The organism is Pseudomonas sp. JS425, from assembly GCF_018223845.1.
In the GTDB taxonomy this organism is placed as follows: Bacteria; Pseudomonadota; Gammaproteobacteria; order Pseudomonadales; family Pseudomonadaceae; genus Aquipseudomonas; species Aquipseudomonas asiatica.
Genome location: NZ_CP073661.1, coordinates 5,265,024 through 5,287,660 on the forward strand (window position 1 = coordinate 5,265,024; position 22,637 = coordinate 5,287,660).

The 22,637-nt window shown below is 63.4% G+C and carries 21 protein-coding genes; 10 read left to right on the forward strand and 11 right to left on the reverse strand.

The window, feature by feature from the left end:
• Nucleotides 1-133: 133 nt before the first annotated feature.
• The gene (radA, locus tag KDB76_RS24270; protein ID WP_003251626.1) at nucleotides 134-1,504 is read right to left on the reverse strand and encodes a DNA repair protein RadA; all 1,371 of its coding nucleotides are present in this window, start codon (nucleotides 1,502-1,504) and stop codon (nucleotides 134-136) included.
• Nucleotides 1,505-1,680: 176 nt separating this feature from the next.
• Between radA and mscL the strand changes: the two genes are divergently transcribed.
• Nucleotides 1,681-2,100, forward strand: a complete 420-nt coding sequence (gene mscL / locus KDB76_RS24275) for a large-conductance mechanosensitive channel protein MscL (protein WP_013974214.1) — start codon at nucleotides 1,681-1,683, stop codon at nucleotides 2,098-2,100.
• A gap of 34 nt (nucleotides 2,101-2,134) precedes the next feature.
• On the opposite strand, the gene KDB76_RS24280 is transcribed toward mscL, so the two are convergent.
• Nucleotides 2,135-2,911 (reverse strand): ferredoxin--NADP reductase, encoded by a 777-nt coding sequence (locus tag KDB76_RS24280; protein ID WP_023661108.1) that lies wholly within the window; start codon nucleotides 2,909-2,911, stop codon nucleotides 2,135-2,137.
• A gap of 211 nt (nucleotides 2,912-3,122) precedes the next feature.
• On the opposite strand from KDB76_RS24280, the gene KDB76_RS24285 reads away from it, so the two are divergent.
• Together KDB76_RS24285 and KDB76_RS24290 are read left to right on the forward strand one after the other, a co-directional pair.
• On the forward strand, nucleotides 3,123-3,830 hold the full coding sequence (locus KDB76_RS24285; protein ID WP_013974216.1) for an autoinducer binding domain-containing protein: 708 nt from the start codon (nucleotides 3,123-3,125) through the stop codon (nucleotides 3,828-3,830).
• Between the two features lie 96 nt (nucleotides 3,831-3,926).
• A complete protein-coding gene (locus tag KDB76_RS24290) occupies nucleotides 3,927-5,051 on the forward strand; it encodes a methyltransferase (RefSeq protein WP_013974217.1) in 1,125 nt (374 codons plus the stop codon).
• A 116-nt stretch (nucleotides 5,052-5,167) separates the two neighbouring features.
• On the opposite strand, the gene KDB76_RS24295 is transcribed toward KDB76_RS24290, so the two are convergent.
• Genes KDB76_RS24295 through KDB76_RS24305 form a run of 3 tightly spaced genes read right to left on the reverse strand, consistent with a single transcriptional unit; the run spans nucleotide 5,168 to nucleotide 7,780 of the window.
• Nucleotides 5,168-5,323 carry a DUF2474 domain-containing protein gene (locus KDB76_RS24295; RefSeq protein WP_013974218.1) on the reverse strand — a complete coding sequence of 52 codons (156 nt, stop codon included), beginning with the start codon at nucleotides 5,321-5,323 and terminating at the stop codon, nucleotides 5,168-5,170.
• A gap of 9 nt (nucleotides 5,324-5,332) precedes the next feature.
• Nucleotides 5,333-6,340 (reverse strand): cytochrome d ubiquinol oxidase subunit II, encoded by a 1,008-nt coding sequence (gene cydB, locus KDB76_RS24300; RefSeq protein WP_013974219.1) that lies wholly within the window; start codon nucleotides 6,338-6,340, stop codon nucleotides 5,333-5,335.
• Between the two features lie 3 nt (nucleotides 6,341-6,343).
• A complete protein-coding gene (locus KDB76_RS24305) occupies nucleotides 6,344-7,780 on the reverse strand; it encodes a cytochrome ubiquinol oxidase subunit I (RefSeq protein ID WP_038410146.1) in 1,437 nt (478 codons plus the stop codon).
• A gap of 344 nt (nucleotides 7,781-8,124) precedes the next feature.
• On the opposite strand from KDB76_RS24305, the gene KDB76_RS24310 reads away from it, so the two are divergent.
• From KDB76_RS24310 to trmA, 3 genes are all read left to right on the forward strand, one after another.
• Entirely contained in the window at nucleotides 8,125-9,345 is a 1,221-nt protein-coding gene (locus tag KDB76_RS24310) for an MFS transporter (RefSeq protein ID WP_013974221.1), read from the forward strand.
• Between the two features lie 280 nt (nucleotides 9,346-9,625).
• Nucleotides 9,626-10,921: an NCS2 family permease gene (locus KDB76_RS24315; RefSeq protein ID WP_013974222.1), complete on the forward strand. Its 1,296-nt coding sequence runs from the start codon at nucleotides 9,626-9,628 to the stop codon at nucleotides 10,919-10,921.
• Nucleotides 10,918-12,003 (forward strand): tRNA (uridine(54)-C5)-methyltransferase TrmA, encoded by a 1,086-nt coding sequence (gene trmA, locus KDB76_RS24320; protein WP_013974223.1) that lies wholly within the window; start codon nucleotides 10,918-10,920, stop codon nucleotides 12,001-12,003. The genes KDB76_RS24315 and trmA overlap by 4 nt, the downstream gene beginning before the upstream one ends.
• Nucleotides 12,004-12,137: 134 nt before the next feature.
• On the opposite strand, the gene pcaG is transcribed toward trmA, so the two are convergent.
• Together pcaG and pcaH are read right to left on the reverse strand one after the other, a co-directional pair.
• A complete protein-coding gene (pcaG, locus tag KDB76_RS24325) occupies nucleotides 12,138-12,743 on the reverse strand; it encodes a protocatechuate 3,4-dioxygenase subunit alpha (protein WP_013974224.1) in 606 nt (201 codons plus the stop codon).
• Between the two features lie 10 nt (nucleotides 12,744-12,753).
• A complete protein-coding gene (pcaH, locus tag KDB76_RS24330) occupies nucleotides 12,754-13,473 on the reverse strand; it encodes a protocatechuate 3,4-dioxygenase subunit beta (protein ID WP_024087742.1) in 720 nt (239 codons plus the stop codon).
• Between the two features lie 227 nt (nucleotides 13,474-13,700).
• Between pcaH and KDB76_RS24335 the strand changes: the two genes are divergently transcribed.
• Both KDB76_RS24335 and KDB76_RS24340 read left to right on the forward strand, forming a co-directional pair.
• Nucleotides 13,701-14,585 (forward strand): neutral zinc metallopeptidase, encoded by an 885-nt coding sequence (locus tag KDB76_RS24335; protein ID WP_013974226.1) that lies wholly within the window; start codon nucleotides 13,701-13,703, stop codon nucleotides 14,583-14,585.
• Nucleotides 14,586-14,831: 246 nt separating this feature from the next.
• Nucleotides 14,832-16,751 carry a methyl-accepting chemotaxis protein gene (locus KDB76_RS24340; RefSeq protein WP_013974227.1) on the forward strand — a complete coding sequence of 640 codons (1,920 nt, stop codon included), beginning with the start codon at nucleotides 14,832-14,834 and terminating at the stop codon, nucleotides 16,749-16,751.
• Between the two features lie 138 nt (nucleotides 16,752-16,889).
• Here KDB76_RS24340 and ggt read toward each other — a convergent pair whose 3' ends face one another.
• From ggt to KDB76_RS24355, 3 genes are all read right to left on the reverse strand, one after another.
• Nucleotides 16,890-18,557, reverse strand: a complete 1,668-nt coding sequence (gene ggt / locus KDB76_RS24345) for a gamma-glutamyltransferase (protein WP_013974228.1) — start codon at nucleotides 18,555-18,557, stop codon at nucleotides 16,890-16,892.
• A 117-nt stretch (nucleotides 18,558-18,674) separates the two neighbouring features.
• Nucleotides 18,675-19,571 carry a LysR family transcriptional regulator gene (locus KDB76_RS24350; protein ID WP_024087744.1) on the reverse strand — a complete coding sequence of 299 codons (897 nt, stop codon included), beginning with the start codon at nucleotides 19,569-19,571 and terminating at the stop codon, nucleotides 18,675-18,677.
• A gap of 182 nt (nucleotides 19,572-19,753) precedes the next feature.
• The gene (locus tag KDB76_RS24355) at nucleotides 19,754-20,344 is read right to left on the reverse strand and encodes an NAD(P)H-dependent oxidoreductase (RefSeq protein ID WP_013974230.1); all 591 of its coding nucleotides are present in this window, start codon (nucleotides 20,342-20,344) and stop codon (nucleotides 19,754-19,756) included.
• A gap of 158 nt (nucleotides 20,345-20,502) precedes the next feature.
• Here KDB76_RS24355 and KDB76_RS24360 point away from each other — a divergent pair, with 158 nt between their 5' ends.
• Nucleotides 20,503-20,817 (forward strand): putative quinol monooxygenase, encoded by a 315-nt coding sequence (locus KDB76_RS24360; protein WP_003258316.1) that lies wholly within the window; start codon nucleotides 20,503-20,505, stop codon nucleotides 20,815-20,817.
• Here KDB76_RS24360 and KDB76_RS24365 read toward each other — a convergent pair.
• Nucleotides 20,807-21,571, reverse strand: coding sequence for a sulfite exporter TauE/SafE family protein (locus KDB76_RS24365; protein WP_038410147.1), 765 nt, complete (start codon nucleotides 21,569-21,571; stop codon nucleotides 20,807-20,809). The two genes, KDB76_RS24360 and KDB76_RS24365, sit on opposite strands and share 11 nt — an antisense overlap.
• A gap of 77 nt (nucleotides 21,572-21,648) precedes the next feature.
• Here KDB76_RS24365 and KDB76_RS24370 point away from each other — a divergent pair, with 77 nt between their 5' ends.
• Nucleotides 21,649-22,530, forward strand: coding sequence for a LysR family transcriptional regulator (locus KDB76_RS24370; RefSeq protein ID WP_013974232.1), 882 nt, complete (start codon nucleotides 21,649-21,651; stop codon nucleotides 22,528-22,530).
• Nucleotides 22,531-22,637 lie beyond the last annotated feature (107 nt).

Genomic DNA, 22,637 nt, shown 5'->3' on the forward strand with positions numbered 1-22,637 from the left:
GCCCCTTTTTCGTTTTGCCTGTGCCGGCCCTTTCGCGGGTAAACCCGCTCCCACAGGGTTTGCGCAATCCTGAAGCTGATGCGGTACCTGTGGGAGCGGGTTTACCCGCGAAGAGGCCAGTACGGGCCACGAATTATTCGAACAACGCATCCAAAGCCTGCTCCAGCCGGGTAACGGCAATCACCTGCAACCCGGCCGGAGCCTCTTTCGGCGCATTGCCCTTGGGCACGATGGCCCGCTTGAAACCATGCTTGGCGGCCTCCTTCAAACGCTCCTGACCACTGGGCACCGGCCGTACCTCGCCAGACAGGCCGATCTCGCCAAACACCAGCAGGCCATGGGCCAGGGGCCGGTTGCGCAGGCTGGACATCACCGCCGCCAGCAACGCCAGGTCCGAGGCGGTTTCCAGCACCTTCACCCCACCCACCACGTTGAGGAACACGTCTTGGTCATGGGTGGGAATACCGCCGTGGCGGTGCAGCACTGCCAGCAACATGGCCAGGCGATTCTGGTCAAGGCCCAAGGTCACCCGGCGCGGGTTGGCAAGGTGGCTGTCGTCGACCAGCGCCTGCACCTCCACCAGCATCGGCCGGGTGCCTTCCCAGGTGGCCATCACCACGCTGCCCGGTACTTCCTCCTGGGTGCGGTTGAGGAAGATCGCCGAGGGGTTGGACACCTCCTTCAGGCCCCGGTCGGTCATGCCGAACACACCCAGCTCGTTGACCGCGCCAAAGCGGTTCTTGACTGCCCGCAGCAGGCGCAGGCGGCCATCGGACTCGCCCTCGAAATACAGCACGGTATCGACCATGTGCTCGAGTACCCGCGGGCCGGCGAGCGAGCCTTCCTTGGTCACGTGGCCGACCAGGAAGATCGCCGTGCCGCTCTGCTTGGCGTAGCGCACCAGCAACGCCGTACTTTCGCGCACCTGGGCCACACCGCCGGGTGCCGATTGCAGCTGCTCGGTGAAAATGGTCTGGATCGAGTCGATCACCATGACCCGCGGTTTTTCGACGCGAGCCGTGGCGATGATGGTCTCGATACAGGTTTCGGTCATCACCTTGAGCTGGTCCTGGGGCAGGCCCAGGCGCCGGGAGCGCATGGCCACCTGCTGCTGCGACTCCTCGCCGGTGACATACAGCGCCGGCATGCCCACCGCAATGTTGCACAAGGTCTGCAGCAGGATGGTCGATTTGCCGATGCCGGGGTCACCACCGATCAACACCACCGAGCCATCCACCAGGCCACCGCCCAACACGCGGTCCAGTTCGGTGCTGCTGGTGGTGAAGCGCGGGATCTCCTCGACGCTGACTTCGGCCAGGGTCTTGATCTGCGCCTGCTGCCCGGTCCAGCCAGCACGGCCGCTACTGGGCGCAGCGGCACCGCCGCTTTCGATCATGGTCTCGACCAGGGTGTTCCAGGCCCCGCATTCGCCACACTGGCCGGCCCATTTGGGGAAGGTCGCACCGCACTCGGTGCAGCCATACAAGCGCTTGGCCTTGGCCATGGCTGGGGTCTCCTGGAAAAAACCGCCATGATAGCCGAGCTGGACGTGCCTCGAACGCCTCGGGATGCGACAAAACTATTCGTTCTAACAGCGGTCTGTGGCCCTGAACACAACGCATGAAGCGTTTAAGTGGCTTACACTGCGTAAACCTCACCTTTTGTTACAAGGAACCAAACATGGGCATGATCAGTGAGTTCAAGGCCTTCGCGGTCAAAGGCAATGTCGTCGACATGGCGGTTGGTATCATCATCGGCGCGGCCTTCGGCAAGATCGTTTCGTCTTTCGTCGGTGACGTGGTCATGCCGCCACTGGGCCTGTTGATCGGTGGTGTGGACTTCAGCGACCTGGCAATTACCCTGAAGGCTGCCGAAGGTGACGTTCCGGCGGTGGTGCTGGCGTATGGCAAGTTCATCCAGACCGTGATCGACTTCGTCATCGTGGCCTTTGCCATCTTCATGGGAGTCAAGGCGATCAACCAGCTCAAGCGTGAAGAGGCGGTGGCGCCGACTGCACCGCCTGTGCCGACTGCGGAAGAGACCTTGCTGACCGAGATTCGCGACCTGCTCAAGGCGCAGAACCAGAACCGCTTGCCTTGAATTTGCGGGGGGCCGCTTTGCGGCCCCATTAGCCTTACCAGTAATTCTCTACCGCCACCTGCCCCGGCCGCTTGCTCAGGCTCAATTGCAGGTCGCGCGCCTTCAGTACCTTGCGCGTCTCATCAATCATCTCCGGGTTGCCACACAGCATCACCCGCGAATGTTCCGGCGACAGTTCCAGCCCCGCCGCCTTCTCAAGCTCGCCATTCTCGATCAGCGTGGTAATCCGCTGGTTCAACGCCCCTGGGTGCTGTTCACGGGTCACCACCGGAATGAACTGCAACTTGCCGGCGAATTCAGCCAGGTAATCGCGCTGCTCCAGCCCGGCAATGTCGTCCACATAGGCCAGCTCTTTCGCTTCGCGCACCGAGTACACAAGCTTGATGTTGTCGAAACGCTCCCAGGCCTCGAAGTCCTGCAGGATCGACATGAACGGCGCAATGCCAGTACCGGTCGCCAGCAACCACAGGTCACGGCCACCAACGAAGCGGTCGAGGGTAAGGAAGCCGAAGGCCTGGCGATCGATCAGCAGGGTATCGCCTGCCCCCAGCCGGCTCAGTTCGCTGGTGAACTCCCCGCCTGGCACCACGATGGAGAAAAAATCGAGGTGCTCGTCATGGGGCGCGCTGACCATGGAATAGGCGCGCCACACCACACTGCCATCGGCCTTGGTCACGCCAAGGCGGGCAAACTGGCCGGAACGGAAGCGGAACCCCGCATCGCGCGTAACCCGCAGGCTGAAGAGGTTCGGCGTGAGTGGCTGAACATCGAGCAGGGTCTGGCGGGTGAACTTTTCGGCGCTAGCGGTCATATCGGGCTCCAGGTTTGGCGTGCGCACAGTGTCGCGCAAAGTGACGCGGATAAAAACCACTGCTTTGTAGGGCCTCGTCTGCGACGATCCTGTCTTACTCGCAGCAAATCCTGACTGCTATAACAAAAAATTCTCAGCGAATCGGTAGGTCCTTTCCTACAATCATGCGGGTACCCAAACGGACTGGTTCCTGAGGCAAGGAGTATTTCAGATGCTTAACTGGAAACCCGAGCATCTTCATTTGTTCGTCGACGAACGCTGCCCACAGAAGTTGTTCGACATCGCCGTGCATCTGGCGCAGGACCTGGGCATGGAGTACCTGGGACTGAACATTCGCATCCAGATCGCGACGCAAACCCCCCACCTGTTCCTGTACAGCAATTACCCCCGCGAATGGATCGAGCGCTACCAGCGCGATGAGTTCTACAAGCAGGACGCGGCCGCCAATGTGAGCCACAGCTCGACCATGCCGGTGCTGTGGACTGATGACCTGTATCACGAGGCTCCGCAGTTTCGTGAAGCGGCCTGCCGGAGCGGTCTGCGCTATGGTTGGACACAGTCATTGCACGACCAGCGGCACAACGAAAGCCAGATCAGTGTGGCCAGGCCCGCCGGGGCCATCGATACAGTCGAACTCTACAGCAAGGCCGGCAATGTGCAGTGGCTGTGCCATACGCTGCATGCGGTGCTTGGCGAACATCACCTCAAAGCACTGTGCCCGCCACAACCGAAAATGAGCGAGCGGGAGCTGGAAGTGCTGAAATGGTCCGCCGCCGGCAAGACCGCCGCAGACGTTGCCTGCATCCTTTCACTGTCGCAAAGCACGGTGAACTTCCATATTCGTAGCGTTATCACCAAGACCAACGCCGCCAACAAGGCCGGCGCCATCGCCATCGCCGCCCTGCGTGGCTGGCTCTGAGCTCGAAACCTGCGACCTTGGGCAAAGCCCTGTAGAATCGCCCGGCAAAGCCCGGGGCGAACCGCAACGGGCAGTTTCATACCCGAGCCAGACGCCATGCCCCTGTTGACCACCCCATACGCCGAACTCGACCTGATCCGCCAGCCGGAACAGGCCAACGACCCGCTGCAGGCTTTCGATGCCGCCGACGAGTACCTGCTTGCGCAGCTGCACGAGCAGGCACCCGAGGCCAACTGCCGGGTGCTGGTGCTCAATGACAGCTTCGGCGCCCTGGCCGCCAGCCTGGCAGGCAAGCTGCAGGTGGTCAGCAGTGGCGATTCGCACCTGGCGCACCTGGCCCTGGAAAAGAACCTGGCACGCAATGGCCTGCCGTTCGACAGCGTGCCGTTCGTGCCGGCCAGCGAACATTGGCAAGGCCCGTTCGACCGGGTACTGGTGCGCGTGCCCAAGACCCTGGCCCTGCTCGAAGAACAGCTGATCCGCCTGCAGGGCCACCTGGCACCCGGTGCGCAGGTGATTGCCGGGGCGATGATAAAGCACCTGCCACGGGCGGCCGGAGACCTGATGGAGAAGTACATCGGCCCGGTGCAGGCCTCGCTGGCGCAGAAAAAGGCCCGCTTGCTGACCGCGACGGTGGCCGAACGGCCGGTCGCCCGCTCGCCCTACCCTAGCCGCTACCGCCTCGACGCGCCGGCGCTGGAACTGCTCAACCACGCCAACGTGTTCTGCCGGGAGGGGCTGGATATCGGCACGCGGGCGTTCCTGCCGCACCTGCCCCGCGAACTGGGCCGCGCGCGAGTGGCGGACCTGGGCTGCGGCAACGGCGTGCTGGCGATAGCCAGTGCCCTGGCAAACCCGGATGCCCAATACACCCTGGTCGACGAGTCGTACATGGCGGTGCAATCGGCGCGGGAGAACTGGCAGGCAGCGCTGGGCGAGCGCCCGGCTGTGTTCGAGGCAGCCGATGGGTTGGCGGGGGTAGAGAAGCAGTCGCTGGACGTGGTGCTGTGCAACCCGCCGTTCCACCAGCAGCAGGTGGTGGGCGATTTCCTCGCCTGGCGCATGTTCCAGCAGGCGCGTGAAGCGTTGGTGGTGGGTGGGGCGCTGTATATCGTGGGTAACCGGCACCTGGGCTATCACAGCAAGCTGGCGCGGTTGTTCCGGGGGGTGGAGCAAGTGGCGGCAACGCCCAAGTTCGTTATCCTGAAGGCCCGCAAGTAAGCCTGTACCGGCCCTTTCGCCGGCAAGCCAGCTCCCACAGGTACTCCACTGCATTCAGGGCAGTGACTTACCTGTAGGAGCTGGCTTGCCGGCGATAGGGCCAGAACAGGCTTACCTCAATGGGTGGTCAGCCCCGCAGCCCCCATGAACAGGCGCATCACGTAGGCCGCCACGCCCAGGGCCGCCACGCTCATCGCCCAGATCAGCAGCAGCCAGCCCAACCGCTGCCACAGGGGTTTCTTCTCCTCCAAGCCAGGCTTGCCGGTCATCATGCAGCCCTCCTAGTGATAGCCGTCTTCATGGGTCACCTTGCCGCGGAACACGTAGTAGCTCCAGAAGGTATACATGAGGATGAACGGCAGGATGAACAGTGTGCCCACCAGCATGAAGCCCTGGCTCTGCGGTGGCGCCGCGGCATCCCAGATCGAGATCGACGGCGGGATGATGTTCGGCCACAGGCTGATGCCCAGGCCGCTGTAGCCGAGGAAGATCAGCACCAACGTCAGCAGGAACGGCGTGTAGTGCGCATTGCGCGCCACCGCCTTGAGCAACCCGTAGAAGGTTACCAGCACCAGGATCGGCACCGGCATGAACCAGACCAGGTTAGGCATGCTGAACCAGCGCTCGGCAATCTGCGGGTAGGCGATCGGTGTCCACAGGCTGACGATGCCGATCACCACCAGCAGCACCAGCGCCAGCGGCCGGGCAATGTCGTGCATCTTCTGCTGCAGCGACCCTTCGGTCTTCATGATCAGCCAGGTGCAGCCCAGCAGGGTGTAGGCAACGATCAGCCCCAGGCCGCAGAACAGGCTGAACGGGGTCAGCCAGTCAAGGGTGCCACCGGCGAAATGCCGGTCGACCACCTTGAAGCCTTCGAGGAACGCACCCAGCGCCACGCCCTGGAAGAAGGTGGCGATCAACGAGCCCCAGATGAACGCCTTGTCCCAGATGTGGCGCTTGTCGGCCTTGGCCTTGAAGCGGAACTCGAAGGCCACGCCGCGGAAGATCAGACCGATCAGCATCAGGATCAATGGCAGGTACAGGGCCTCCAGCACTACCGAGTAAGCCATCGGGAACGCCCCGAACAGCCCGGCACCGCCCAGCACCAGCCAGGTCTCGTTACCATCCCAAACGGGGGCGACGGTGTTCATCATCACATCACGGTCATGCTCGCCCTTGACGAACGGGAAGAGCATGCCGATCCCCAGGTCGAAACCATCCATCACCACGTACATCATGACGCCGAAGATGATGATCACGGCCCAGATCAGCGGAAGGTCGATACCCATGGCTCAGTTCCCCTTGCTCAGGCTGGCGGAGTTGGCCTCTCGGCCATCATCGGCGGCGGACAGCGGTCGCGCCGGCGTGCGTTTGGTGCCAGGGCCACCAGGGTTGTGCTCGTCACCCTCACCGGTCCGCGGCCCTTTGCGCACCAGGCGCATCATGTAGCCAAGACCGGTACCGAACAGGGCGAAGTACACCACCACGAAGGCCACCAAGGTGAAGCCGAGCTGGGCGTAACTGTGGTTGGACACACCGTCTGCCGTGCGCATCAGGCCATACACCACCCAGGGCTGGCGGCCGATTTCGGTGGTGAACCAGCCGGCCAGCAGCGCGATCAGCCCGGAAGGGCCCATCCACAGGGCCAGGTACAGGAACGGCCGCGAGGTGTAGAGCGTGCCGCGCTTGCGCAGCCAGAGGCTCCACAGGCCGACGAAGATCATCAGGAAACCCAGCCCGACCATGATCCGGAACGACCAGAAGACGATGGTCGAGTTGGGCCGGTCTTCGGGGGGAAACTCCTTCATCGCCGGCACCTGCTTGTCCAGGCTGTGGGTCAGGATCAGGCTGCCGAGTGCCGGGATCTCGAGCTTGAAGCGGGTGGTTTCGGCCTGCATGTCGGGGATGCCGAACAAGATCAGCGGGGTCGGCTCGCCGGGCACGTTCTCCCAGTGGCCTTCGATCGCGGCAATTTTCACCGGCTGGTGCTTGAGGGTGTTCAGGCCATGGAAGTCACCAATCACCGCCTGGATCGGGGCGACGATCAGCGCCATCCACATGGCCATCGACAGCATCTTGCGCACGGCCGGGTTGTCACGCCCGCGCAGCAGGTGCCAGGCCGCCGAGGCACCAACGAAGAACGCGGTGGAAACGAATGCGGCAGTGGCCATGTGCATCAGGCGGTAGGGGAACGAGGGGTTGAATACCACTGCCAGCCAGTCCACCGGCACAACCCGGCCGTCGATGATCTCGTGACCTTGCGGGGTCTGCATCCAACTGTTGGAGGCGAGGATCCAGAAGGTCGAGACCAAGGTGCCGAGCGCCACCATCACCGTGGAGAAGAAGTGCAGGCCACGGCCGACACGGTTCCAGCCAAACAGCATGACCCCCAGGAAGCCAGCCTCCAGGAAGAACGCGGTCAATACCTCGTAGGTGAGCAGCGGGCCGGTGATAGCGCCGGCGAAGTCTGAGAAACGACTCCAGTTGGTACCGAACTGGTAGGCCATGACCAGGCCGGAGACCACCCCCATGCCGAAGTTGACGGCGAAGATTTTCGACCAGAAGTGATAGAGGTCACGGTAGACCTCGTTGTTGGTCCGCAGCCAGAGGCCTTCGAGGACTGCCAGGTAGCTCGCCAGGCCAATGGTGATGGCCGGGAACAGGATATGGAACGACACGGTAAAGGCAAACTGCATTCGGGCGAGCTCTAAGGCCTCTATTCCGAACATGGTGCTTCCTCTTCAGATAATCCGGCGTCCGGGCCGCTGGCCCCGTCGCCCACTGCCCCCACGGTAGTCGAGTGCGGCGCGTTGGAATTGTTCTGTTCGATCGCAGGGATTTCGGCCCAAGGGCCCGATCGTTACATCTGGAACGATTGACCCAGATCAACGATTGCTAGGAAGCATAGTCCTGAATGGCCCGCCGGGCCGTGTGGTTGATTGCCGCGTGACCGGTTGCCCCACCCCCTTCCACGCCGAATGAAAAAGTGCCGACCCCAGCAAACAGTAACCGTTTGTTACAAACAGATGATACGCTGCGCCCCCCTCTACTGCGCCGAGGCCCCTGGTTTCCGATGTCCGATTCCGAACCGCAGTTGTTGCGTCACCACCGCCCTTTCCTGGCCTTCTGGCTGGCCCGCGTGTTCACCGCCAGCGGCTTCCAGATGCTCACCGTGGCAATCGGCTGGCACCTCTACCAGCTGACCGGCAATGTGCTGGACCTGGGCCTGGTCGGCCTGGTCGAATTCGCCCCACGGGTGCTGTTCATGCTGCATACCGGGCATGTCGCCGACCGCTATGACCGGCGCAAGGTCGCTGCGCTGTGCCAGAGCCTGCAGGGACTGATAGCCCTGGCATTGGCGCTTGGCAGTGCCACCGACAACGTCACCCGCGAGCTGATCTTCGCCCTCGCCTTCCTGCTCGGTGCCACGCGTTCCTTCGAAATGCCGGCGACCCAGGCGCTGCTGCCCAACGTGGTACCGGCCGGGCTGTTCCCACGCGCGGTGGCAGCTTCGGCCTCGGCCACCCAGTCGGCAACCATCGTGGCTCCGGCGGTGGGCGGCTTCCTGTATGCCTTCGGCAGCATCTGGGTATACGGCCCCACCGTGGCCCTTTACGCCATCGCCTGCGTGCTGACCCTGAGCCTGCAGGCACGCGGCCAGGTGGCACAGCGCGGGCGCGCCAGCATCGAATCGCTGCTGGCCGGCATCCGCTTCATTCGCAGCCGGCCGGACATCCTCGGCGCCATCTCGCTGGACCTGTTCGCCGTACTGCTGGGCGGGGCCACCGCACTGCTGCCGGTGTTCGCCAAGGACATCCTGCTGACCGGCCCGCTGGGCCTCGGCCTGCTGCGCTCTGCGCCAGCGGTGGGGGCGTTGCTGATGTCGCTGTGGCTGGCGCGCTTCCCGTTCGAGCGCAATGTGGGGCGGACCATGTTCACGGCAGTGGGCGTGTTCGGCGTGGCGACCATTGCCTTCGGCCTGTCGACCTCGTTCTGGTTCTCGCTGGCAGTGCTGGTGGTGCTGGGCGCGGCGGACATGATCAGCATGGTCATCCGCGGCGCTTTCGTGCAGTTGGAGACGCCGGATGAAATGCGCGGGCGGGTGAGTGCGGTGAACGGTCTGTTCATTGGTGCCTCGAATCAGCTCGGCGAGTTCGAATCGGGGGTGACCGCGCACTGGTTTGGCACAGTGCCGGCTGTGGTGCTGGGTGGGGTGGGTACGTTGGTGGTGACCGGGGTGTGGATAAAGCTGTTCCCGACACTGGCCAAGCGGGACCGGTTGCATAATGGTTGATCTGTAGCCTGTACCGGCCCTTTCGCGGGCAAACCCGCTCCCACAAGGACCGCGCCGCCTTCAGCCCTGGTGGAGTACCTGTGGGAGCGGGTTCACCCGCGAAGAGGCCGGCACAGGGAAAAAATGACCATTCCCCAACGGCCATAGGCCCCCGCCAAGCATGCTGGTATGATGCGCGGCTTTTTTCCGCCCCACACAAAACCACGGCAACCGGTACGGTCTGTGCTTTGCTGATGGGGTCGATATATTCATGGCGCCGGGGGCGCCTTGGGGAGCGGGCATGCTGGAAAGGCTGTTTCAACTAAAAGCACACAACACCAATGTGCGCACCGAGATTCTCGCGGGCGTCACCACCTTCCTGGCCATGGCCTACATCCTGTTCGTCAACCCGAGCATCCTCGGCGAGACCGGCATGGACAAAGGTGCGGTATTCGTCGCCACCTGCCTGGCCGCGGCCATCGGCTCGGTGACCATGGGCCTGATCGCCAACTACCCGATCGCCCTGGCGCCAGGTATGGGCCTGAACGCGTTCTTCACCTACACCGTGGTCCTGCACATGGGCCACACCTGGCAGGTGGCACTGGGTGCGGTGTTCCTGTCGGCGGTGATGTTCTTCCTGCTGTCGATCTTCCGCATCCGCGAATGGATCGTGAACAGCATCCCGCTGCCGCTGCGTTCGGCCATTGCCGCGGGTATCGGCCTGTTCCTGGCGCTGATCGCCCTGCATAACGCAGGCATCGTCGTCGATAACCCGGCCACCCTGGTGGGCCTGGGCGACCTCAAGCAGCCGGCACCGATCCTCGCCACCCTGGGCTTCTTCCTGATCGTCGGCCTTGAGTCGCTGAAAGTGCGCGGTGCCGTGCTGATTGGCATTCTCGCCGTAACAATCGCCTCGATCCTGATGGGCGTGACGCCCTTCGGCGGCGTGGTCTCCATGCCGCCTTCGTTGGCGCCGACCTTCCTGCAACTGGACATCGCCGGCGCGCTGGACGTGGGCCTGGTCAGCGTGATCTTCGCCTTCCTGTTCGTCGACCTGTTCGACAACTCCGGCACCCTGATCGGTGTGGCCAAGCGCGCCGGGCTGATGGGCAAGGACGGCCACATGCCGAAAATGGGCCGTGCCCTGATCGCCGACAGTACCGCCGCCATGGCCGGTTCCCTGCTGGGCACCTCGACCACTACCAGCTACATCGAATCCGCCGCGGGCGTGAGCGCCGGTGGCCGCACCGGCCTGACCGCCATCGTGGTCGCCGTGCTGTTCCTGCTGGCGCTGTTCTTCGCCCCGCTGGCCGGTAGCGTGCCGGCCTTCGCCACCGCCCCGGCGCTGCTGTTCGTCGCGGTGCTGATGGCCTCGGGCCTGGCAGAAATAAACTGGGACGACGTCACCGAAGCCGCACCGGTGGTGGTGACCGCCCTGGCCATGCCGCTGACCTACTCGATCGCCAACGGCATCGCCTTCGGCTTCATTTCCTGGACCGCCGTCAAGCTGATCTCCGGCCGCCACCGCGACCTGAACCCGGCCCTGGTGATCCTTTCCATCCTGTTCGTCATCAAGCTGGGCTGGTTCAACGCATGAGTGCTGCTTTCGACCCCTCCTCCTACACCACCCAGCTGGACGCCAAGGTGGCCCGGCTGCGCGAGCTGCTGGCGCCGTTCGGCGCGCCGGAGCCGGCTGTTTTCGACTCGCCGCGCGAGCATTACCGCCTGCGCGCCGAATTCCGCCTGTGGCGCGAGGATGGCCAGCGCCACTACGCCATGTTCGCCCCGGGCGAGAAGCACAAGGCGATCCTGATCGAGGACTTCCCTATTGCCAGCCAGCGCATCAATGCACTGATGCCGCGCCTGAAGGCGGCCTGGCAGGCCAGCGAGGAGCTGGGCAACCGCCTGTTCCAGGTGGAGTTCCTCACCACCCTGGCTGGCGATGCCATGGTCACCCTGTGCTACCACCGCCCGCTGGACGAGGCATGGGAAACGGCCGCACGGCAGCTGGCCGAAGACCTGGGCGTCAGTATCATCGGCCGCTCCAAGGGCAAGCGCCTGGTCATCGGCCGTGACTACGCGGTGGAAAACCTCGAAGTCGCTGGCCGTGTGTTCAGCTACCGCCAGCCGGAAGGCGCGTTCACCCAGCCCAACGGCGCGGTGAACCAGAAGATGCTGAGCTGGGCCTTCGAGGCTATCGGCGAGCGCGACGATGACCTGCTGGAGCTGTACTGCGGCAACGGCAACTTCACCCTGCCGCTGGCCACCCGCGTGCGCCAGGTGCTGGCCACCGAAATCAGCAAGACCTCGGTCAATGCCGCGCTGAGCAACCTTGACGAGAACGCTGTGGATAACGTGCGGCTGGTGCGCCTGTCGGCAGAAGAGCTGACCCAGGCGCTGAATGAGGTGCGGCCGTTCCGCCGGCTGGAAGGCATCGACCTCAAGAGCTACGAGTTCGGTACGGTGTTCGTCGACCCGCCACGGGCGGGGATGGATCCGGACACCTGCGAGCTGACCCGGCGTTTCGAGCGGATCCTGTACATCTCGTGCAACCCGGAGACGCTGGCGGCGAACATTGCCCAGCTGCAGGATACGCACCGCATCGAGCGGTGTGCGTTGTTTGACCAGTTCCCGTATACCCACCATATGGAGAGTGGGGTTTTGCTGGTTCGGCGCTGACGGTTGAAAGTGACTGGGGCCGCTCTGCGGCCCTTTCGCGACACAAGGCCGCTCCCACAAAGACCTGCGTACGCCGATCAATGTGGGAGCGGCCTTGCGTCGCGATGGGCTGCAAAGCAGCCCCCAGACTCGACTCAGAAGTCGAAGAACACCGTCTCCCCTTCCCCCTGAATACGGATATCGAAGCGATACGCCGTCTTCCCGTCCACCTCGCAACGCTTGGCCACCAGGGTCTCGCGCCGCTGCGGCTGCTCGATCAGGTTGAGCACCGGGCACTTGGCATTAGCCTCGGCCTCGTCATCGAAATACAGCCGCGTGTGCAGGTGGATGTTGATCCCCCGGGCAAACAGGCTGATGTTGATGTGCGGCGCCATCGGCACGCCCGCAGCGTTGTTCACCGCACCCGGCTTGACCGTGTGCAGGGTCCACTCACCGGCATCGAAAGTGGTGGCGGTGCGACCAAAGCTGTTGAAGGCGTTTTCCAGGTTGTAGGCATCCTGGTACTCGCCGTTGGCATCGGCTTGCCACACTTCCAGGAACGAATCGCGCACCAGGTGGCCGTTACCGTCATACACCTGGCCGATCAGCAGGATGTGCTCGCCCGGCGCGTCCGGCTTGGCCAGGCGGTTCCAGATTTCCTGGTCGCGGGTCGGGTTGCCGGCCGCTTCCAGGGCCAGGCCGATGTGTACGTAGGGGCCGGCAGTCTGCGAAGGGGTTTCCGGCAGCAGTTCGATTGGCATGGCGGGGTCCTCAGCAGTTTTCGAAGTGGGTCTTGCGCTGGCCGCGCAGCACGATGTCGAAGCGGTAGGCCAGGCAGTCCATCGGGTTGGCGTTGCTCATGTCGAGCTTGGCGATCAACTGCTGCACGGCTTGCGGGTTGGCGATCGACTTGACGATCGGGCACATCGGGATCAGCGGGTCACCCTCGAAGTACAGCTGGGTAATCAGCTTGGTGGCGATCGACGGGCCGCTGATGGCGAAGTGGATGTGCGCCGGGCGCCAGTCGTTCGGGCCGTTGCGCCATGGGTACGGGCCCGGCTTGATGGTGCGGAAGCTGTAGTAGCCATCACGGTCGGTCAGGCAGCGGCCGACGCCACCGAAGTTCGGGTCCAGCGGCGCCAGGTAGCGGTCGTTCTTGTGACGGTAGCGGCCGCCGGCGTTGGCTTGCCACATTTCCACCAGGGTGTTCGGCACAGGCTTGCCGTACTGGTCGACGATACGGCCGGCAACGATGATGCGCTCGCCGATCGGCAAGCCGCCGTTGTTGAAGTTCAGCAGCAGGTCATGGTCATGGGCGCCGAAGCCCAGGTGGGAAAAGTCCGGGCCGGTGGTTTCGCTGATCGACTGCGGGATGCTGACCAGTGCCTGGCGTGGCGAACGGGCAATGGACGTCTTGTAGTCAGGCGTAAGAGCTTTCGGGTGCCAGTTGCGATCACGGATCACGAAGCGGCTGTTGTCCTGGGCGGGCATGCCGGTTTCCTCTCTTGGAATTATGGAAATGCGCGGGGGGATTATTTGAACCCCTGTCGCGGGCAAGCCCGCTCCCACATGCAGTTTCAGGCAGGTAGCGCGCAATGAATATTGAAATCAGCCACATCAAACATAACCATTTGGTTATGCATAAGCACCTTGGCCTGACACTCGCCGCTGTCGTGGACTAATCTTTGTCTTCTTGTTTCACGCTTCGGAGAGCATTCATGGATTGGCGAAAAGGCCGACGCAGCGACAATGTGGTCGATGCCCGAGGCGAAGGTGGTGGCGGCGGCATGCGTTTCGGCGGCGGCAAGGGGCTCGGGCTTGGTGCGGTGCTGCTGATTGTCGGTATCGGCTGGCTCACCGGCCAGGACCCATTGCAGATTCTTGGTCAGCTCGCCGGCCAGATGGAGCAGCAACAGCAGGCACCCAGCAGCGCGGGCGGCAAGGCGCCGCCGGCCAACGACCAGCAGGCCGAGTTCGTCGCCTCGATCCTGGGCGACACCGAAGACACCTGGAAAGCCCTGTTCGCCGAGGGCGGCAAGCAGTACCGCGACCCCAAGCTGGTGCTGTTCAGCGGCCAGGTCAATTCGGCCTGTGGCTTTGCCTCGGCGGCGGTGGGGCCGTTCTACTGCCCGGCAGACCAACGGGTCTACCTGGACATGTCGTTCTTCCGCGAAATGGAAACCCGCTTCGCCGCCGCCGGCGACTTTGCCCAGGCCTACGTGATCGCCCACGAAATCGGCCATCACGTGCAGACCCTGCTGGGCGTGTCGGCCAAGGTCGATGCCGCGCGCCGCAGCGGCCAGCGCATGGAAGGCGACAATGGCCTGCTGGTGCGTCAGGAACTGCAGGCCGACTGCCTGGCCGGTGTATGGGCCTACCAGGCGCAGAAGCGCCTGAACTGGCTGGAGCCGGGCGATGTCGAAGAGGCCCTGAACGCGGCCAATGCCATTGGCGATGACCGCTTGCAGCAGCAAGGCCGCGGGCGCGTGGTACCAGACTCGTTCACCCACGGCACCTCAGCGCAACGGGTGCGCTGGTTCAAGACCGGGTTTGCCGAGGGTGAGGTGAACCGCTGCGATACCTTCAGCGCGCGCAACCTTTGAATAGCTTCCAAAACCCACGCGATCCCTGTAGGAGCGGCTTTAGCCGCGAACACCGGCAAAGCCGGTGCCATCCACCGCGAAGGGCTGCAAGGCAGCCCCAATCAAACCAGTTACAAATCTGCTGAAAAAGCGTTTCAGCTTCCTCCATCACTGCCGATAACCCCTGCACGAATCAGCGGGCATCCAGAACAACAACGCCTGGCGATCGAAGATCAAGCGAGCGAAAACAACTTCTGGAGAGCGTGCATGAACAGCTGGTTCGCCAACATCAGCGTCAACCTCAAACTCGGCCTGGGCTTCGGCCTGGTACTGATCCTCACCGGCCTGCTGGCCCTGACCGGCTGGACCAGCCTGGGCAGCCTGATTGACCGCAGCAACTGGATGGGCGATATCGGCCAGCTCAACAAGGACCTGACCGACCTGCGCATTGCACGCCTGCAGTACATGATCGCCAACGGTGACGATGCTGCCGCCGCCAACACCCAGACCAAGCTTGACGCCTTCAGCAAGCAACAGGCCTACCTGGCCAGCACCTTCAAGAGCCCGGAAAACATCAAGCTGCTAGGTGAACTGGGCGAGACCATCAGCGCCTACAAGGTGTCGCTGAACAAGATGCGCCAGGGCTACGATGCCACCCGCACCGCGCGCACGGCCATGGACGGCTCGGCCAGCCGTGCCGACCAGGCCATGGACGCCCTCAGCCAGGAAGTCATGGCACGCCCCGAAGCCGACAGCGTGCGCCTGGCCCAGTACCAGCTGATCAGCAAGGCCCGCCAGCAACTGCTGCAGGTGCGCATCGACGTACGCGGCTACATTGCCGAAAACAGCGCTGCCAACGAGCAGGCAGCCCTGCGCCAGCTGGACACCGCCCTGGCCGAAATCGACAACCTCAAGCGCCAGCTGCCGGCCGAAGACACGCGCCTGCGACAGTTCGAAGGCTCGGTGCTGGCCTACCGTGAAGCCGTACGTCAATTCCGCGATGCGGTCGCCAACATCACCACTGCGCGCGCCGAGATGACCGTTCAGGGTGCCGACATCGTCAAGCGCAGCGACGCTCTGTACCAGATCCAGCTGCAGCGCCGCGACATGGAAAGTACCCAGGCCCGCAGCCTGCAGGCCATCGCCACGCTGCTGGCGCTGTTGGTCGGCGTGCTGGCGGCAGTGCTGATCACCCGGCAGATCACCCGCCCACTGCGCGACACCATGGTGGCAGTTGAAAAGATCGCCAGCGGCGACCTCACCCAGCACCTGCGCGTCACCCGCCGCGACGAACTGGGCGTGCTGCAACAAGGCATCGCCCGCATGGGCACCACTTTGCGCGAGCTGATCAGCGGCATCCGCGATGGCGTCACCCAGATCGCCAGCGCTGCCGAGGAATTGTCGGCAGTGACCGAGCAGACCAGCGCCGGCGCCAACAGCCAGAAGGTCGAGACCGACCAGGTGGCCACCGCAATGCACGAAATGGCCGCTACCGTTCAGGAAGTGGCACGCAATGCCGAGCAGGCCTCGCATGCTGCCACCGGTGCCGATGACGAAGCCCGTGCCGGCGACCGCGTGGTAGGCGAAGCAATTGGCCAGATCGAACGCCTGGCCGAAGAAATGCACCGTTCCACAGAAGCCATGAACCTGTTGCAGCAGGAAAGCCAGAAGATCGGCAGCGTGATGGACGTGATCAAGTCGGTGGCCGAACAGACCAACCTGCTGGCGCTGAACGCAGCGATCGAGGCGGCGCGTGCCGGCGAGGCTGGCCGTGGTTTTGCCGTGGTTGCCGATGAAGTGCGCGGCCTGGCCCAACGCACGCAGAAATCCACCGAAGAGATCGAAGAACTGATCGCAAGCCTGCAGCATGGTACCCAGCAAGTGGCTACGGCCATGCACGGCAGCCGTACCCTGACCGATAGCAGCGTCGAGCTGGCGCGTAAGGCCGGGGCTTCGCTGGAGAGCATCACCAGTACCGTGTCGAGCATCCAGTCGATGAACCAGCAGATTGCCGCGGCGGCGGAACAGCAGAGTGCGGTGGCGGAGGAGATCAGCCGCAGCATCCTGAATGTACGCGATGTGTCGGAGCAGACGGCGGCGGCCAGTGACGAGACGGCGGCGTCCAGCGTGGAGTTGGCGCGGTTGGGTGGGCAGTTGCAGACGTTGGTCAGCCAGTTCCGCGTCTGACCTGAAGACCCTGGGGCCGCTTTGCGGCCCTATCGCGACACAAGGCCGCTCCCACATTGATCGGCGTACGCAGGTCTTTGTGGGAGCGGCCTTGTGTCGCGATAGGAGGGCAAAGCCCTCCCAGCATTCTGGCAGGTATTACTTGACGATCATGCCTACCCCGCGCCCACGCGGATCCGAAGCGGTCTCCAGCTTCGTCCCATCAACCCGGATCGCCTGGATATCCCCCATCTCCCAGCCCTGGTCCTCCAGCACATAGCCCATCTTCTTCAGTTCATCAGCCACCGGCCCGGTAAGCGGTGCATAGCTGTCGAAGTAGATGGTGTCCTTGGGCAGCAACTGATGGTGCACGCGCTGCGCCGCCACCGCCTTGTCCAGCGGCATGCCGTAGTCGTACAGGTTGTTCATCACCTGGAAGATCGAGGTGAAGATCCGCGAGCCACCCGGGGTGCCGATGACCAGCTCGACCTTGCCATCGCGGGTCATCAGGCTGGGGCTCATGGACGACAGCATGCGCTTGCCCGGGGCGATGGCATTGGCATCGCCACCTACCACACCAAAGGCATTCGCCGCCCCCGGCTTGGCGCTGAAATCGTCCATCTCGTCGTTGAGCAGGAAGCCGGCGCCTTTCACCACCACACCACTGCCGTAGTCGAGGTTGAGGGTGTAGGTGTTGCTGACCGCATTGCCCTGCTTGTCGACGATCGAGAAGTGCGTGGTCTGGTGCGGTTCCAGGCCCGGCTTGACCTTGTCGGTATCGGAAATGGCCTTCGGGTTGACCTGCGCGGCGCGCTTGGCCAGGTAGTCCTTGGCCACCAGCTGATCCACCGGCACTTTGGTGAAGGCCGGGTCGCCAAGGTAGTCGGCGCGGTCGGCGAACACGCGCTTCTCGATCTCGGCCAACAGGTGTATGTACTGCGCCGAGTTGTGCGCCACCCCCTTGAAGTCCGCCGCCCGGTTTTCCTTGATACCCAGCAGCTGGGCCAGGGCGACACCACCGGAGCTTGGCGGTGGCGCGGTATACACCACGTTGCCACGCCAGCTCACGGCCATCGGCTCACGCCATACGGCCTTGTAGTCCTTGAGGTCCTGCTTGGTGATCAGGCCCTTGTCGGCCTGCATCTGCGCCACCAGCAGATCGGCGGTCTTGCCCTGATAGAACTCGCTCACGCCCTTGTCGGCGATGCGTTCCAGGGTCTGGGCCATTTCCGGTTGCTTGAAAAGCTCGCCGACCTTCATGTTGCCGAAGTAGTCGTTGAAATTGGTCGCGGTCTTGAACATGCCCTGGGCGTCGTTGCGGTACTGGTACTGCTTGGCCGCAACCTTGAAGCCGTTTTTCGCATAGCCGATGGCCGGGGTCAGCAGTTCGCTCCAGGGCAGCTTGCCGAACTTCTGATGCGCCTCCCACAACCCCATCACCGTGCCCGGAACGCCAGCAGCACGTGCCCCGACCAGGCTGAGGTTTTCGATGACCTCACCCTTTTCGTCCAGGTACATGTTGCGCGTGGCGGCCTTGGGCGCGACTTCGCGGTAATCGAGGAAGTAGGGTTTGCCGTCTACGAACAGGGTCATGAACCCGCCACCGCCGATGTTGCCAGCCTCGGGATAAGTCACCGCCAGGGTGAAAGCCGTGGCCACTGCCGCATCCACCGCGTTGCCGCCTTTCTTGAGGATATCGGCGGCCACCTGTGCACCATATTGATCGGGCGCGGCCACTGCGCCGCCCTCAAGATTGGCGGCATGGACCGAGGAACAGCTCAGGATCGCGGCTGCGAGAGCCAGGTACTGGAACGGAGCAATACGCATGACACTTCCTTGGTGTTGTTTTTGTTGAGCAGTCAGTAAGGCCGAAGCGCTTCGACTGTGCAATCAACCGCAGGAAGTTTCGCCGCCCGTGGACAGGACCTGTCGCGTTCAGGCAACTCAGCTGGCGTACATCGCCAACTTGCGCTGGATGAAATCGAGGAAGCACTGGATACGCAGCGCCAGCTGGGTGTTGCGGTAGTACACCGCATGGATCGGCTGGCGATAGCCGTTGTTGGCTTCGCTCAGCAGCACTTGCAGGCGCCCGGCGCGGATGTCCTCGTGGGTCATGAAGTGCGAAAGGCTGACGATGCCCTCGCCGGCCAGCGCCAATTGGCGCAGGGTCTCGCCGCTGGAGGCGATCAGCGCCGGGCGGATGCTCCAGCGGTCACCCTGGGCATGGCGCAGTGGCCAGTGGTTGAGCGATTCGGGCTGGCTGAAGCCAAGCAGGCAGTGGTTGGCCAGGTCCTCAACCCGCTGCGGCGTGCCGTGTTGCTCGAGGTAGGCCGGGCTGGCCAGCACCTGTACCGGGCTGCATCCCAGGCTGCGCGCGTGCAGGCTGGAGTCGGCGAGTTCACCGATGCGGATTGCCACATCGGTGCTCTGCTCCAGCAGGTCGATGATCAGGTCGTCGGTATTGAGTTCCAGTTCGATGCCAGGGAATTGGCGGCGGAACTCACCGATCCACGGCAGGATGGCATGCAGCATGAACGGCGCGGCGGCGTTGATGCGCAGGCGCCCGGTGGGGGTCTGGCGGTTCATCGACAGGCGCTCTTCCATCTCGTCCATCTGTTCCAGGATCAACCGCGCGCGCTCGAGGAAGAAGCGGCCCTCCTCGGTCAGGTCCATGCGTCGGGTAGTGCGGTTGACCAGCGTGGTACCCAGCTTGCCTTCAAGGCGCGACAGGGTACGGCTGACGGCAGACGGAGTCTGGCCCATCTGCTCGGCAGCAGCGGAAATCGAGCCGCAGTCGATGACGGTGACAAATACCTGGAGTTCTTCGGATCGGGTTTTCACATCTGCGCCTGTGATTGGTCTCTGCAGGGATAGATAGCCGCTTGTCGAGGCCAAGTCCAGCGGTGCCTGTGTTGGCCTCTTCGCGGGTAAACCCGCTCCCACAAGTGCTGCACGGTTGTCAAAGACTGTGGGGTACCTGTGGGAGCGGGTTTACCCGCGAAGAGGCCAGCACAGGAAAAACCTTACTGTGCCTTGCCAAATACCTTGTCCAGATGCGCCTCATAGGCCGCCAAAGCAGCCGGCACATCCGGCCGCTTCATCACATCCACCGCCAGGAAAGTCGGCAACCCGGTCATGCCGAGGAACTGGTTGGCCTTGTGGAATGGGAAGTACACCGCGTCCACCCCCTTGCCCTCGAAGAAATCGCTAGGGTCGTCGAATGCCTGCAGCGGTGCATTCCAGGTCAGCGAAAGCATGTACTGCTTGCCGTGCACCAGGCCACCACTGCCGTACTTCTGCGAGTGGTCCGAACGGGTACGGCCGTCGTTGGCATACAAACTACCGTGGCCGGCGGTGAACACCTCGTCGATGTACTTTTTAACGGTCCATGGCGCGCCCATCCACCAGCCGGGCATCTGGTAGATGACCACATCGGCCCAGAGGAACTTCTCCACCTCTTCCTGGGCATCATAGCCACCGTCGATGAAGGTCTGGCGTACATCGAAACCGGCCCGGTCCAGGTGAGCGATGGCCGCTTCGTGCAAGGTCGTGTTCAGACGACCGTCGGAGTGGGCGAACTGTTTACCACCGTTGAGCAAAAGGATCTTCTTCATGCGGGCCTCGCGGAAAAAAAATTCAGGCCGGCAGGTTAGGGGCTCGCGGGCGCGGGATACAGTAATGCAGCGGCAAAATACAATTGACCTGAAGTCACGAATCAATAATGCATTATTGCTTTAGAATCGCATCACCTCCCATCACCGAGTAGCGACCCATGAGTGAGCAGTACGCCTTCATCCTCAAAGCCAAGACCCGCCCGGAAATGGCTGAAGCGTTCGAAACCCTATTCCGCGCTTACGTCGAGCCAAGCCGCCAGGAGCCGGGCTGCATCGAGTACCACATGCTGCGCGACAAGCAGGACCCGAGCCTGTTCGTGTTCTTCGAGGTCTGGGCCGACAAGGCCGCGCTGGATGTGCATTCGGCACTGCCGCACATGACCGCGTTCTTCGAAAAACGCATGGACTACCTGGAACGCGATTTTGACATCCAGATGATCGACATGCTCAGCGCATCAAGCGCTAACCGCTGATCAGCAAATGGCCGCCGAGCGCGGCCAGGCCGATGAAGAAGCACCGTTTGAACAGCGGCGTACTGATGCGCTGCCGCAGCCACTGGCCGGCCAGCATGCCGACGAAGGCCGGCGCCAGCATCAGCAGCGAAGCACCCAGCGCCTGGCCACCCAGGGCATGCTGCCCGGCCAGGCCAACGGCCAGGGCCAGGGTCGAAACCGTGAACGAAAGGCCCAGGGCCTGGACCATCTGATCCCGATTCAAAACCAGGCTCTGCAGGTAGGGTACAGCCGGTATCACGAACACCCCGGTCGCCGCCGTGACCACGCCCGTGACCAGCCCGCAAAGCGGCGCCAGCCAAAGCTCCCGCCCCGGTGCCAGGCGCAGGCCCGGACCGACCAGCCCGTACAGCGCATACACCATCAAGGCCGCGCCCAGTGCATGTGCGGCCCAAGGGCCGCTGTTGATCCCCAGCCAGGCGCTGCCCAGCAAGGTACCGACGAAGATCATCGCCAGCATCGGCCACAGGCGTGCCAGCAACCTCCGCAGGTGCCCCCCACTGGCCAGCTGCCAGAGGTTGGTGAGGGTCGAAGGCACAATCAGCAATGCCGCAGCCTGCGCCGGTGACATAGCCAGGCCCAGCAGGCCCATGGCGATTGTCGGCAAGCCGAGGCCGATCACCCCCTTCACCGCGCCGGCCAGCAGGAAAGTCAGTACCACCAGCAGCGACAGCGCTGGGCCAATGTTCTGGTAGAAAGCGAGCAAGGTATTCATGGGCCGATGATGGCGTGCGTCGGCCGGGCTGAAAATCTGCCATATACTCAGCCAGACTCTTGCCAGGACAGAGCCACATGCATTTCGACCTGATCGACCTCAGGCTGTTCCAGCACACCCTGGAGTGCGGCAACATCACCGCCGGTGCCAGCCGCAGCCATCTTTCGCTGGCAGCAGCCAGTGCGCGGATCCGCGCCATGGAGGCTTCGCTGGGCATCCCTTTGCTGGAACGCAACCGCCGTGGCGTGCAAGCAACTCTGGCCGGCCAGGCACTGCTGCAGCATGCCCGGCTGATATCGCAGCAGGTCGAGCGCCTGCAGTTCGACCTGGGCCAGTACGTTCAAGGGCAGCAGGGCCAGGTGCGCCTGCTGTGCAACACGGCTGCACTCACGGAATACCTGCCGGAGCTGCTGGCCGGCTACCTGGCTGAAAACCCAGGCGTCAGTGTGGATGTGCAGGAGTTGCCGAGCCTGCGCATCGTGCAGTCGATTACCCAGGGCATGGCGGACCTGGGCATAGTTTCAACCGCCGCCCCCAGCGAGCACCTGCAGACCCGGCCGTTTCGCGAAGACCCACTGGTGCTTGTAACGCCGCAGCGCCATCCACTGGCCAGCGAGGAAGCGCCGAGCTTCATCGATAGCCTGGCCCATGGCTATGTCGGCCTGGGTGCCGGCAGTGCACTGGCGTTGTACCTGGAAGAGCAGGCACTGCGCGAGGGCCGGCGCATGCGGGTTCGGGTGCGTGCCGAAGGGTTCGATGGCGTGATCCGCATGGTTGCGGGCGGAGCCGGAGTAGGGATTGTGCCGCTGGCTGCGGTGAAGCGCTGGCAAGGGGTGTTGCCGTTGCACTGGGTGGCGATGACGGAACCATGGGCCAATCGCCGGTTGCTGGTGTGTGCACGCGACTTTGCGGCATTGCCGGGGTATGCCGCAGGGTTGGTAACCACCCTCACCCGCTGACGAAGTGGATGGCACGGGCTTCGCCCGTGTTCGCGGGTGAACCCGCTCCCACAGGATATGTGGTAGCTCTCGGATGGACGCTATACCTGTGGGAGCGGGCGAGCCCG